The organism is Enterobacter cloacae complex sp. IR53030 (assembly GCF_049238365.1).
Taxonomy (GTDB): Bacteria; Pseudomonadota; Gammaproteobacteria; order Enterobacterales; family Enterobacteriaceae; genus Enterobacter; species Enterobacter kobei.
Map to the genome: position 1 here is coordinate 193,373 of NZ_JBMKHA010000006.1, position 12,708 is coordinate 206,080.

A 12,708-nucleotide genomic window follows, 5' to 3' on the forward strand; every position below is an offset into this window, starting at 1 on the left:
AATTAGCGGTCCACATCTGACATAACAAAATCGATACTACCCAGATACACAATCAGGTCGGAGACCAGACTGCCGCGAATGGCGGACGGGATCTGCTGCAGGTGCGCAAAGCTCGGCGTACGCACGCGGGTACGGTAGCTCATGGTGCTGCCGTCACTGGTCAGGTAGTAACTGTTAATACCCTTGGTCGCTTCAATCATCTGGAAGGATTCTTGCGCCGGCATGACCGGACCCCAGGAAACCTGCAGGAAGTGAGTGATCAGGGTTTCGATATGTTGCAGCGTGCGCTCTTTCGGTGGCGGCGTGGTCAGCGGGTGATCCGCTTTGAACGGGCCTTCCGGCATATTGTTGAGGCACTGCTCAAGGATGCGCAGACTCTGGCGCAGTTCTTCCACTTTCAGCATCACGCGGGTGTAGCAGTCGGAAACACCGCCGCCCACCGGGACCTCAAAGTCGAAGTTCTCATAGCCAGAGTAAGGACGGGCTTTACGCACGTCGAAATCAATACCGGTCGCACGCAGACCTGCACCTGTCGTCCCCCACTCCAGCGCTTCTTTTGCGCCGTAGGCAGCAACGCCCTGGGAACGGCCTTTCAGGATGGTGTTGCGCAGTGCGGCTTTCTCGTAAGAGGCCAGACGTTTCGGCATCCAGTCGAGGAATTCACGCAGCAGACGATCCCAGCCGCGCGGCAGATCGTGTGCCACACCGCCGATACGGAACCAGGCCGGGTGCATACGGAAACCGGTAATCGCTTCCACCAGATCGTAGATTTTCTGACGATCGGTAAAGGCGAAGAAGACCGGGGTCATCGCGCCGACGTCCTGAATGAACGTGGAGATGTACAGCAGGTGGCTATTAATACGGAACAGTTCTGACAGCATTACGCGAATCACTTTAACGCGATCCGGCGTAACGATACCCGCCAGTTTCTCAACGGCCAGCACGTAAGGCATTTCGTTGACGCAACCGCCGAGGTACTCGATACGGTCGGTATACGGAATGTAGCTGTGCCAGGACTGACGCTCGCCCATCTTCTCAGCACCACGGTGGTGGTAACCGATGTCAGGAACGCAGTCGACAATCTCTTCGCCATCAAGCTGAAGAATAATACGGAATGCACCGTGCGCAGACGGGTGGTTCGGACCGAGGTTGAGGAACATGAAGTCCTCGTTTTCGGTACCGCGCTTCATGCCCCAGTCTTCCGGCTTGAAGGTCAGTGCTTCCATCTCCAGATCCTGCTTGGCTTTGGTCAGCTCAAACGGGTCGAATTCGGTTGCACGTGCCGGGTAGTCTTTACGCAGCGGGTGGCCGGTCCAGGTCTGCGGCATCATGATGCGCGTCAGATGTGGATGGCCGTCGAAGGTCATGCCGAACATTTCCCAGGTTTCACGCTCATACCAGTTCGCGTTCGGGAAAAGTTTGGTGATCGTCGGCAGATGCATGTCGTTTTCAGACAATGCCACCTTGAGCATGATATCCGTGTTGCGGTCTATTGAGATCAGGTGGTAGAAAACGGAAAAATCCGCAGCAGGGAGACCCTGGCGGTGAGTACGCAGACGCTCATCCATGCCGTGTAAGTCAAACAGCATGACGTAAGGTTTTGGCAATTTCTTGAGGAAATCGACCACTTCCAGTAATTGTTCACGCTTCACCCAAACAACGGGTACCCCGGTGCGGGTCGCCTGAACGGTAAAGGCATCCGGCCCAAAACGGTTGCGCAGTTCGCCAATGACGGGGTCATCCAGATGATCCCGTGTCTGCCATGCGGCTTCTTGCGCGGTTAAGTCGGTCATATTGTTCACCATTGCAAATGGTCCGTGGTGACTGTTAAGCCTGGCTTCGCGCTATTTGAGTAGTGATATGCGAAGGTGTTCTCCAGGCCCACAGGCGCAAATTAAATTTCGTCAGGCGTACGCAGGTTGGTGACGGCAATACGTTCACCACGTTTACGCTCGCGCTCAGATTGCATGTTCGCGCGGTAGACACCCTGATCGCCAACAACCCATGAAAGCGGACGACGCTCTTTACCGATAGACTCCTGCAGCAGCATCAGCGCCTGCATATAGGCTTCTGGACGCGGCGGGCAGCCCGGGATGTAAACATCCACCGGAATGAACTTATCAACGCCCTGCACAACGGAATAAATGTCGTACATGCCGCCAGAGTTTGCACATGCGCCCATGGAAATAACCCATTTTGGCTCCAGCATCTGGTCATAAAGACGCTGAATAACAGGTGCCATCTTGGTAAAGCAGGTACCGGCTACCACCATCAGGTCAGCCTGACGCGGGGATGCACGCAGTACCTCGGCGCCAAAACGCGCAACGTCATGCACCGCAGTGAATGACGTCACCATTTCAACGTAGCAGCAAGAAAGGCCAAAGTTGTAGGGCCAGATAGAGTTCTTACGACCCCAGTTGACCATATCGTGCATGGCATGTTCGAGTTTGCCCATGTACACGCTTTTGTTGACTTCTTGCTCCAGGGGGTCGGTTACGATCTCCTGTTTTTGCAGGGGGTAACGGTCATTCTCACCGTTAGGATCTATGCGGGTGAGCGTATAATCCATCTTATTGCCTCGCTGTTACTGCTGACGATTAGAGATACTGTTTTCCGGGTTGATGTGTTCACGACGTGAACGCGCAGGCGTCCAGTCAAGCGCGCCAATACGCACCAGATAAACCAGACCGGCCAGTAACACTAAAATGAAAATTGCGGCCTCGACAAAGCCCACCCAACCACTTTCGCGGATGGAGGTCGACCATGCGAACAGGTAGAGCGCTTCCACGTCGAAGATGACGAAGAACATCGCTACCAGATAGAACTTGGCAGACAGGCGTAAGCGAGCGGAACCTACTGAATCAATACCTGATTCGAAAGGTGTGTTTTTGTGCCTTGCACGGGCGCGACCGCCCAGGAACCAGCCGCCGACTAACATCAGGCAGCACAGGCCAATGGCTACAATAAGAAAGATTGCGAATGCCCAGTGATGAGCGATGACTTCTGTGGATGTTGACATACTCATTGCTTACTCATCAAAAGTGATACCGACGACACTGCTCTTGCTGGCAGATAGGCATCACATCGATTCATGGGGAGGAACAAATAACCTTACACTAACTGTCTGAAATGAGACGTAGACAGCAAAATGATGGGGTTTTTTACTCCTTTCTATAACCTTTTGTCAACTTTAACAAAGGTTTCTTCACATTAAATTACATCGAGCGATTCTCATTAACATTTGGTGCCCTTTAACCCTGGTGGGTACATGACTTTCCGTCAAATGCAGGTTGTTGAATCGTGTCCGTTTTGGAAGTAAAAAAAATAACCCTCCTATTTTGACAGGATTTGCCAACGATTCCTCCCCCCAAATAGGAGTATTTTCTTGATCTGAGACACGCTTTTGTTAATTCAACCAAAAAACCAGCAACATATTTGCTGTTTTTTTAACATCGTTAGGTTATGGATGAAGTTAGAACTGAAAACGAACAAGATTTAAGCAAAAGCATTTATAGCATTGATAAATAGACCCTATTTATGAAGCCCCTTCGTCAAACAGGGATAATATTGACAAAAAAAAGCCACTGCGTGCGAAAACGACACGAGTGGCTTTTTTTTACACTTACATTTTGTTACCAGAATTTTGAGCGTTTGATCACTCAAAGTCACCTTCAACGATCAGGGAATCATCCCCTCCTTCGGAGGTAACATGCTCGTACTGCCACGGGTTATGGTAGTTTTCCATCGCCTCGAACACCACTTTCGCCAGCTCGTTATGACTGGACGCATTATGGCAAAGCAGATACTCAGTATCTGGCAGCGCAGGAAGACCATCAGATTTACCGAGAACGCGCAGGTCAGGGCTCATCATCTCCACCGGACGGGCCGTTACGCCAAGTCCTGCTTTGACGGCGGCACGCACCGCAGGCAGCGTGGACGCTACATACGCCAGACGCCATGGAATATTGGCTTCATTTAATGCCGTCAGCACCATATCGCGGAAAGGGCTCGGATCGTCCAGTAAAACCAGTGGAACGGGCTCCCCTTTTTGCAACACATATTCAGCCGCGCAATACCAGTGCGTCGGCGATCTGCGCAACGTCAGGCAATCAAACTGCCCGGGACGATGCGTGGTGACCACCAGATCGACCTTATTCTCATTTAACATCTCAACCATAAAAGCATTGCGCTTGACGCTCACATCCAGCGCAAGTTTCGGATAAACCGAACTAATTCGGTTGAGAAGAAACGGTAATATCGTATCCGCTGACTCATCAGATGCCCCTAAGGTTAACACCCCCTGAAGGTTGCTAAACATAAGTGACATACATGCTTCATCATTAAAGCGAAGAATTTTCCTGGCATAACCCAGTAGCTGAATACCGTGTTCCGTTAAGAGCTTATTGCGTCCGTGACGGGCAAAAAGCTCTTTACCGACCAGTTGCTCCAGCCGCTGCATTTGCTGGCTAACGGCGGACTGAGTTCGGCAGACGGCGGCAGCAGCTGCTGCAAAAGTGTTGAGATCGGCGACCGCAACAAACGTTCTCAGCAGATCGAGGTCGAGATTCATTATCGGACGATTTGCATTTATCATATCTATTCACTTTCAGGTTGCTCGTGCGGAGCTGCCCGGGTTGAAGCTGTGTGTGTAACAGTTAAGCAATTCCCTCTGAAGATTTTCCCTCGCATCCCGGCCCGGCAGACTGCCTGACAGATAGTTATTGTGCTGCTTTATATCAACAGTCAGAAAGCACGTTTCATGACGATATTTTTATTCTCTTAAACGTTCAGGATATTTAGATGTTCGCAGGTTTATGTAAATTACATTAAAGGCGTGACACCTTTTCTGCCATCTTTATCGCAGCGCTGTCAACGTAGCAGGAGATGTTTTACACATTCCAGCCAGAGATAACTCTAACAATAACAATCAATTAAATCGGAAAACCAGTTTCAGATATACAACATTTGGGTATCTTTCATCTGCTTTACCTAAAGACATCTTAACCCAAATCCACTTTATTTATAAGTCTTATTGCAATATTAAGGAGTAAAGCGCTTTGTTAAGCTTCTCAACTAATTTTATTAAAATTAACTAAAGTTGCATTTTGTTGGTTAATAATAAATAAATTTTAATTTCGATTAAGGTCATTCATTAATAACACTTAACATTATTTTCACATGAGTAACTTTTAGCCGCTGCAGGGTATTACTGCAAGATTTTTTCAACACTCAGGTTTTACGAAAAGTCACGCAGCGTGACTTCCGTCTCTCCTCTACGGGTCATTTATTTTACACCGGGATAATATCCATTTTTTACAATGATTTTCAGCACAATCACCCTTAACCAGCGCATTTTACCTTACGTTACGACAGTAAAAGCGTCAACAAACAGCAAAAAAGATTCACCAGAATTTCACAACATGCACAAAATCTTCTACTGCACACCCTTCAAAACGAAGCGTGGGGGGAGTACATTATTCCGTGCTGACTTCCACGGCAGGGAGTGGCAATAATAGCGAAAAGGTTAAAGGTTCATGTCCCCTATCGAAAAATCCAGCAAGCTAGATAACGTCTGTTATGACATCCGTGGCCCGGTTCTGAAAGAGGCAAAACGCCTTGAGGAAGAAGGCAATAAGGTTCTGAAGCTCAACATTGGTAACCCTGCGCCATTTGGTTTTGAAGCGCCGGATGAGATTCTGGTTGATGTGATCCGCAACCTGCCCACAGCGCAAGGCTATTGCGACTCAAAAGGACTTTATTCCGCACGTAAAGCCATTATGCAGCACTACCAGGCTCGCGGCATGCGTGACGTTACCGTAGAAGATATCTACATTGGCAACGGTGTATCTGAACTGATCGTCCAGGCCATGCAGGCGCTGCTGAACAGCGGTGACGAAATGCTGGTTCCCGCGCCAGACTATCCGCTGTGGACGGCTGCCGTATCACTGTCCAGCGGTAAAGCTGTCCATTATCTTTGCGACGAATCCTCTGACTGGTTCCCGGATCTGGATGATATTCGCGCGAAGATTACCCCTCGCACGCGCGGCATCGTAATTATCAACCCGAACAACCCGACGGGCGCGGTCTACTCAAAAGAGCTGTTGATGGAGATCGTTGAGATCGCCCGCCAGCACAACCTGATCATTTTTGCCGACGAAATTTACGACAAGATCCTCTATGACGCGGCGCAACACCACTCCATTGCCGCGCTGGCCCCGGACCTGTTGACCGTTACCTTTAACGGCCTGTCTAAAACCTACCGCGTGGCCGGTTTCCGCCAGGGCTGGATGGTACTCAACGGCCCGAAAAAGCACGTCAAAGGCTATATTGAAGGGCTGGAAATGCTGGCGTCTATGCGTCTTTGCGCCAACGTGCCGGCACAACATGCAATCCAGACCGCGCTCGGTGGCTATCAGAGCATCAGCGAGTTTATCGTCCCTGGAGGCCGCCTGTACGAACAGCGTAACCGCGCGTGGGAGCTGATCAACGATATCCCGGGCGTCTCCTGCGTGAAGCCAAATGGGGCGCTCTATATGTTCCCGAAAATCGACGCGAAGCGCTTCAATATTCACGACGATCAGAAGATGGTGCTCGATTTCCTGTTGCAGGAAAAAGTGCTGCTGGTTCAGGGGACAGCATTTAACTGGCCGTGGCCGGACCATGTGCGTATCGTGACGCTGCCGCGCGAGGACGATCTCGAAATGGCTATCAGCCGCTTCGGGCGATTCCTCTCAGGTTATCATCAGTAACGTAGCCATTCTGCCGGGTAGCGCTGCGCTTACCCGGCCTACAAAATCCGCAAATTTGCATCTTGCCTCCCCTCCCCGCACAATGAAGTCCTGTCGCAGTGAAGACAAAAGGTAACCTATGAGTCAGAGTCATTTCTTTGCCCACCTCTCCCGCCTGAAACTCATCAACCGCTGGCCGCTGATGCGCAACGTGCGAACAGAGAACGTATCAGAGCACAGTCTTCAGGTTGCCATGGTCGCGCACGCGCTGGCCGCCATTAAAAACCGCAAATTTAACGGGCAGGTGAATGCCGAGCGCATCGCATTGCTGGCGATGTACCACGACGCGTCAGAAGTGTTAACCGGTGATCTGCCGACGCCGGTGAAATATTTCAACTCACAGATTGCGCAGGAATATAAGGCCATTGAGAAAATCGCCCAGCAGAAGTTGATCGACATGGTGCCGGAGGAGCTGCGCGATATCTTTGAACCGCTCATCGACGAGCATCAGTATACGGAAGATGAAAAGTCGCTGGTCAAACAGGCCGACGCGCTGTGCGCCTATCTGAAGTGTCTTGAAGAGTTGTCTGCGGGCAATAACGAGTTTTTACTGGCGAAAACGCGTCTGGAAAAAACCCTGGCATCCCGCCGCAGCGACGAGATGGATTATTTTATGCAGGTGTTTGTGCCGAGCTTCCATTTATCGCTGGATGAGATTAGCCAGGATTCACCGTTGTAATTTTAGCCGGGTGGCGGCTTCGCCTTACCCGGCCTTCGTTTCTGCGCTCACGCTAAAACGGGAATAAAACCGGAATTAACACCACGCACACCACCATCACCAGCACGGTGAATGGCACGCCAATCTTTACAAAATCACTGAATTTATAATTTCCTGGCCCCAGCACCAGCGTATTGACCGGGGATGAAACCGGCGTCATAAATGCCGCGGAAGCCGCCATCGCCACCATCATCGCAAACGGGTAGGGTGACACGCCCATGGATTTCGCCATCGCCAGCGCAATGGGTGCCATCAGCACCGCCGTGGCGGTATTGGAGATAAACAACCCGATCGTGGCGCACATAATGAACAGGCACACCATCATCAAATACGGTCCGTACCCGCCGCCCATGTCCATGAGCCCTTTAACGATTAAATCTACCCCGCCGGTTTTTTGCAGCGCGAGGGCAAAAGGCATCATCCCCACGATAAGAATGATGCTCGGCCAGTGAATGGCTTTATAAGCGCTCTCGGCGTCGATACAGCGGAATTTCCCCATCAGCAGACAGGCAATGATGGCGGCTATGGGGTTTGGAATTTCATCGGTCAGCATCAGCGCGACCATCAGCACCAGACAAAAAATCGCGTGCGGCGCCTGGCTGTGCGCCGGAGACGCATCGCTCTCCTCAACCGGCATGTTGAGCACCACAAAATCACGCCCTTTTTGCCCGAGTTGGCTAATCAACTTCCAGTTTCCCACCACAAGGAAGATATCCCCCAGCAGGATCGGTTCATCCACGACGGCCCCTTCCATCGCCACGCCGTCGCGCTTCAGCCCCACGACGTTCAGGCCATACCGGGTGCGGAACCCCATTTCGCGCACGGTTTTGCCCAACAGTTCGGACTCGGGGATCAGCGAGACTTCAGCCATACCGACATCCAGCGCCTGATCGGAGAAATACTCCCCGCGCAGCACCATTGGCTCCAGCAGTTGTTCGCTGCAGAACTCGCGCAAATCCACATCCGCAGTGGACATATCGATCAGCAGGACGTCACGCGCCCGAAATTCCGATACGCCATTGACGTTGACGATCACCCGGCGAAAACGGCGCCAGCGTTCCACGCCGATCACGTTCGCCCCATAGCGCTCGCGCAGTTTCAGGTCGTCAAGACGCTGGCCGACCATCGGCGAGCCGGGGCGAATGGCCAGACGCCGTGCCCGCCCGGTGAGGCGGTACTCTTTGATGAGATCGCGGAAAGTGCGCCGCTTCCACCCGTCTTTGTTTTTGTCTTGGTTCTCGCCTTTCAGGGCAAAACGGGTCAGCAGCATATAGACCACGCCCATCGCCAGAATCACCAGACCCAACGGGGTGACGCTGAAAAAGCTGAAGCCCTGAAAACCTTCCCGGAGCAGCTCACTGTTGACGACCAGGTTCGGCGGCGTCGCCACCAGCGTCATCATACCGCTTATCAAACCGGCAAAACTCAGAGGCATCATCAGTCGCGACGGCGAGCTTTGCATCCGCATGGAGACGCTCAGTACCACCGGGATAAAAATAGCGACCACGCCCGTTGAGCTCATAAACGCCCCCAGCCCGGCAACCGTCAGCATCAGATAGATCAGCATTTTGGTTTCACTGCTGCCGGCCACTTTAACCAGCCACGCGCCCATGATGGTCGCCACACCGGTGCGCACCAGGCCGTCGCCAATAATAAACAGGGCGGCAATCAGGATAACGTTAGGATCGCTGAACCCGGAGAAAGCTTCCGGTAGCGTAAGCGTGCCGCTCAGCACAAACGCGACGATGACAAACAGGGCAACGGCATCCATGCGCACCTTGCCTGTGGCGAAGAGAATAATGGCGATTAAAAGCAGGCTCAGGACCCAAATCAGTTCACCGTTCACAACCTATCCTTGTCAGTGGAAGATGAGGAATTTTGCCATAAAAAAGCCCCAGCAACGTGGGGCTAAATCATGGGATTACATTTTTAGCGAGACGGTTACAACGCCATCGGGCGCCTTAGACACCGCCAGTGCCGTCAGGGAATCCAGCACAAAGTCCGCCTCACTCAGCCGGGGAGACCCCGCCGGAACGTTAACGGCAATGACGTGACTCCCGGCGTTCAGCCCGGCCAGCACGCCGGCCGCCGCGTCTTCCACGACCACGCACTCAGCGGGAGCGAGGCCCAGCAGTTCAGCGCCAAGCAGAAACGCATCCGGCTCTGGCTTGCCGCGCTTAACGCGCTCAGCGGTAATGAACACCTCGGGCTTCGGTAAACCGGCCGCTTTGTGGCGGGCATGCGCGACCGGAACAGAGCCGGACGTGACGATAGCCCACGGGATCTGCGCTTCGTTAAGATGTTCAAGCAGCTCGCGTGCGCCAGGCAGCGCGGTGATACCCTCCGTATCGGTGGCCTCAATCTGCTCCAGGTATTTGAACTCCGCCTGAATCTCTTCCTCAGAACGCCCCGCTAAGAAGTGCCGCAACGAGGTTATGGCCTGCTTGCCATGGATGAAATTCAGTACGTCCTGATGGTCGATACCCTGTCTGTCAGCCCAATGGCACCATGAACGCTCCACAACCGGCAGCGAATCCACCAGCGTACCGTCCAGATCAAACAGAAAACCTCTACACTGCACACGCACCTCCGTCAGGCATTAATGATTTGTTGAATTTCGTTGCTGCTTAAATGGTACTGACGCGGACAGGCGTGCCACGCGCTCAGCATGCGCTGGTATTTATCCCACATTGGGGTCTGCGCGTTAAAGCCGTGGGTACCCGCATCGAAGTGGGTATAACGCCCCTCGGTATTCACCATAAAGCGGACATAGCTCAGATAACGCGCTTCCGTCGCTGCATCAAAGCCTAAGAAGGTGACACGGCGCTCGTCAATGGACTGCTGATCTTTGAGATTAGTCCAGGAAACATGCAGGGCGTGGTACATCTCCATAATGTCGATCACGATGCGGCAGGTTTCTTCTTTCAGCTCACCAAACTCGCGGTCCAGTTCGCGCATTTGCAAACCAAACCCCCGTTCGACGATAGTCTGCAGGCGGCTGTAGCGCGCAGCGTTATCGGGATCAAGCATTGTCATCATTTTGTACTGGTTAGACAAAATCAGACGTTGAGCATGGGTCATTTCCATCTTTCGACTCCTGTAGCGCATGGCACTGTAAAAAAAAAGACACGGTAACGGTTTGTTACTGTGCCTTTTTTTGTTAGTCGTTTCGATGATCAATCACAAGTCATCGAGGAATGTTTTATCCAACTGCTTAAAAGCGCGCTTTAACGTGTCCGCCAGCGCCTGGTAATCTGGCTTGCCTTCAACCGGAGCAAGCGCCTGCCCGGCCTCCTCCAGTTTTCCACGGACTTCATAAAACCAGTGTAAAATAGAAGGTGGCAGTGGCGTGATGGACCGTTTTCCTAACCACCACAGCCCCTGCATCGGCAGGCTTAACGCAAAGAGTGCTGTCGCCACGGCCGGGCCAAGCTGTCCGCCTAACGCTATTTGCCAGCACAGGGTAAAAATGGCGACAGGGGGCATAAAGCGAATCGCGTAGCGCGTGGCGCGGATGGTGCGATTCTCAATAAACATTGGCGCAAGGCGCTTTTCCATCGGCCACGTCTTTGCGTAATGCTGTCCCCGACGAAACAGACTGAAGAAATTCACGGTAGGGGTTTCGGGTGTCGACATGGCTGTACCTCAACTTCACGTATAAAAATTAAAATTTTTGTGCAAAACCACAACAGGCTATGACAACGTTCAAAATATTTTGTCATCGCTACCCCGTATCGGGTATCCTGTGCCAGCCTGATTGGGCCATAGACGAGAATCATTCACTCGTCAAATTATCGCACATTATGCCATTGGCTGAAAATTGTGCAAAATGGCATAAAATCATAGTTATTTCTTCCATCATGCCACAATGTTCGTTTGGCATGATGTTAATCATAAATGTCCGAGTCATCATGCGTTACGCTGTTAGACTCACTGACGTTTTTTTAGCCACGTATCAATAATAGGTACTTCCATGTCGAGTAAGTTAGTACTGGTTCTGAACTGCGGTAGCTCCTCACTGAAATTCGCCATCATCGATGCGCTCAACGGTGACGAGTACCTCTCTGGTTTGGCCGAATGTTTCCATCTGCCTGAAGCACGTATCAAGTGGAAGATGGACGGCAGCAAACAAGAAGCGGCTTTAGGTGCAGGCGCCGCTCACAGTGAAGCGCTGAACTTTATCGTTAACACTATTCTGGCACAAAAACCAGAACTGTCTGCTCAGCTGACTGCGATTGGTCACCGTATCGTCCACGGCGGCGAAAAATACACCAGCTCCGTCGTGATCGACGAATCTGTTATCCAGGGCATCAAAGATTCTGCCTCTTTTGCTCCGCTGCACAACCCGGCGCACCTGATCGGTATCGCTGAAGCGCTGAAATCCTTCCCGAATCTGAAAGACAAAAACGTGGCCGTGTTCGACACCGCGTTCCATCAGACCATGCCGGAAGAGTCTTACCTCTATGCCCTGCCATACAGCCTTTACAAAGAGCACGGCGTACGTCGTTACGGCGCGCACGGCACCAGCCACTTCTTTGTGACTCAGGAAGCCGCAAAAATCCTGAACAAACCTGTTGAAGAAGTGAACATCATCACCTGCCATCTGGGCAACGGTGGTTCTGTTTCTGCTATCCGCAACGGTAAATGTGTTGATACCTCCATGGGTCTGACCCCGCTGGAAGGTCTGGTGATGGGTACCCGTTCCGGTGACATCGACCCGGCGATCATCTTCCACCTGCACGACACTCTGGGCATGAGCGTTGACGACATCAACAAAATGCTGACTAAAGAGTCTGGCCTGCTGGGTCTGACCGAAGTCACCAGCGACTGCCGCTATGTTGAAGACAACTACGCAGAGAAAGCAGACGCTAAACGTGCAATGGACGTTTACTGCCACCGTCTGGCGAAATACATCGGTTCTTACACTGCGCTGATGGACGGTCGTCTGGACGCGGTTATCTTCACCGGTGGTATCGGTGAGAACGCGGCTATGGTTCGTGAACTGTCCCTGGGCAAACTGGGCGTTCTGGGCTTCGACGTTGATCACGAGCGTAACTTGGCTGCGCGTTTCGGCAAGTCTGGCTTCATCAACAAAGAAGGCACCCGTCCGGCTATCGTTATCCCAACTAACGAAGAGCTGGTCATCGCGCAAGACGCACACCGCCTGACTGCCTGATTCCACACCGCCAGCAATGCTGGCGG

11 protein-coding genes are annotated in these 12,708 nt (G+C 52.2%); 3 read left to right on the plus strand and 8 right to left on the minus strand.

Annotated features, from left to right (window positions below; all coding sequences use genetic code 11):
• Positions 1-2: 2 nt before the first annotated feature.
• The 4 genes from nuoC to lrhA all read right to left on the minus strand — a co-directional run bounded on the left by nuoC (position 3) and on the right by lrhA (position 4,594).
• Positions 3-1,805 (minus strand): NADH-quinone oxidoreductase subunit C/D, encoded by a 1,803-nt coding sequence (nuoC, locus tag ACOTXR_RS08750; protein ID WP_072205420.1) that lies wholly within the window; start codon positions 1,803-1,805, stop codon positions 3-5.
• Between the two features lie 89 nt (positions 1,806-1,894).
• Positions 1,895-2,569 (minus strand): NADH-quinone oxidoreductase subunit NuoB, encoded by a 675-nt coding sequence (gene nuoB / locus ACOTXR_RS08755; RefSeq protein ID WP_003861482.1) that lies wholly within the window; start codon positions 2,567-2,569, stop codon positions 1,895-1,897.
• A gap of 15 nt (positions 2,570-2,584) precedes the next feature.
• Positions 2,585-3,025: an NADH-quinone oxidoreductase subunit NuoA gene (gene nuoA, locus ACOTXR_RS08760; RefSeq protein ID WP_014171000.1), complete on the minus strand. Its 441-nt coding sequence runs from the start codon at positions 3,023-3,025 to the stop codon at positions 2,585-2,587.
• A gap of 630 nt (positions 3,026-3,655) precedes the next feature.
• A complete protein-coding gene (lrhA, locus tag ACOTXR_RS08765; protein WP_014884638.1) occupies positions 3,656-4,594 on the minus strand; it encodes a transcriptional regulator LrhA in 939 nt (312 codons plus the stop codon).
• 940 nt (positions 4,595-5,534) lie between these two features.
• Between lrhA and alaA the strand changes: the two genes are divergently transcribed.
• Both alaA and yfbR read left to right on the plus strand, forming a co-directional pair.
• Positions 5,535-6,749, plus strand: coding sequence for an alanine transaminase AlaA (alaA, locus tag ACOTXR_RS08770; protein ID WP_058691110.1), 1,215 nt, complete (start codon positions 5,535-5,537; stop codon positions 6,747-6,749).
• 118 nt (positions 6,750-6,867) lie between these two features.
• Positions 6,868-7,467 (plus strand): 5'-deoxynucleotidase, encoded by a 600-nt coding sequence (gene yfbR / locus ACOTXR_RS08775; protein ID WP_014884639.1) that lies wholly within the window; start codon positions 6,868-6,870, stop codon positions 7,465-7,467.
• Positions 7,468-7,519: 52 nt separating this feature from the next.
• Here yfbR and ACOTXR_RS08780 read toward each other — a convergent pair whose 3' ends face one another.
• From ACOTXR_RS08780 to yfbV, 4 genes are all read right to left on the minus strand, one after another.
• Complete coding sequence (locus ACOTXR_RS08780; RefSeq protein ID WP_023338572.1) at positions 7,520-9,352, minus strand: SLC13 family permease; 1,833 nt, start codon at positions 9,350-9,352, stop codon at positions 7,520-7,522.
• A 75-nt stretch (positions 9,353-9,427) separates the two neighbouring features.
• Positions 9,428-10,087, minus strand: a complete 660-nt coding sequence (locus tag ACOTXR_RS08785; protein WP_014884641.1) for a sugar phosphatase — start codon at positions 10,085-10,087, stop codon at positions 9,428-9,430.
• 11 nt (positions 10,088-10,098) lie between these two features.
• On the minus strand, positions 10,099-10,593 hold the full coding sequence (locus ACOTXR_RS08790) for a YfbU family protein (RefSeq protein ID WP_008502874.1): 495 nt from the start codon (positions 10,591-10,593) through the stop codon (positions 10,099-10,101).
• 93 nt (positions 10,594-10,686) lie between these two features.
• Positions 10,687-11,142, minus strand: a complete 456-nt coding sequence (gene yfbV, locus ACOTXR_RS08795) for a terminus macrodomain insulation protein YfbV (RefSeq protein ID WP_014884642.1) — start codon at positions 11,140-11,142, stop codon at positions 10,687-10,689.
• A 337-nt stretch (positions 11,143-11,479) separates the two neighbouring features.
• Between yfbV and ackA the strand changes: the two genes are divergently transcribed.
• Complete coding sequence (ackA, locus tag ACOTXR_RS08800; protein ID WP_014884643.1) at positions 11,480-12,682, plus strand: acetate kinase; 1,203 nt, start codon at positions 11,480-11,482, stop codon at positions 12,680-12,682.
• Positions 12,683-12,708: the final 26 nt, after the last annotated feature.

What these genes read in the sequence shown, in the direction of transcription:
- nuoC (WP_072205420.1), bottom strand. Translation starts at nt 1,805, where the DNA reads ATGGTGAACAATATGACCGACTTAACCGCGCAAGAAGCCGCATGGCAG.
- nuoB (WP_003861482.1), bottom strand. Translation starts at nt 2,569, where the DNA reads ATGGATTATACGCTCACCCGCATAGATCCTAACGGTGAGAATGACCGT.
- nuoA (WP_014171000.1), bottom strand. Translation starts at nt 3,025, where the DNA reads ATGAGTATGTCAACATCCACAGAAGTCATCGCTCATCACTGGGCATTC.
- lrhA (WP_014884638.1), bottom strand. Translation starts at nt 4,594, where the DNA reads ATGATAAATGCAAATCGTCCGATAATGAATCTCGACCTCGATCTGCTG.
- alaA (WP_058691110.1), top strand. Translation starts at nt 5,535, where the DNA reads ATGTCCCCTATCGAAAAATCCAGCAAGCTAGATAACGTCTGTTATGAC.
- yfbR (WP_014884639.1), top strand. Translation starts at nt 6,868, where the DNA reads ATGAGTCAGAGTCATTTCTTTGCCCACCTCTCCCGCCTGAAACTCATC.
- ACOTXR_RS08790 (WP_008502874.1), bottom strand. Translation starts at nt 10,593, where the DNA reads ATGGAAATGACCCATGCTCAACGTCTGATTTTGTCTAACCAGTACAAA.
- yfbV (WP_014884642.1), bottom strand. Translation starts at nt 11,142, where the DNA reads ATGTCGACACCCGAAACCCCTACCGTGAATTTCTTCAGTCTGTTTCGT.
- ackA (WP_014884643.1), top strand. Translation starts at nt 11,480, where the DNA reads ATGTCGAGTAAGTTAGTACTGGTTCTGAACTGCGGTAGCTCCTCACTG.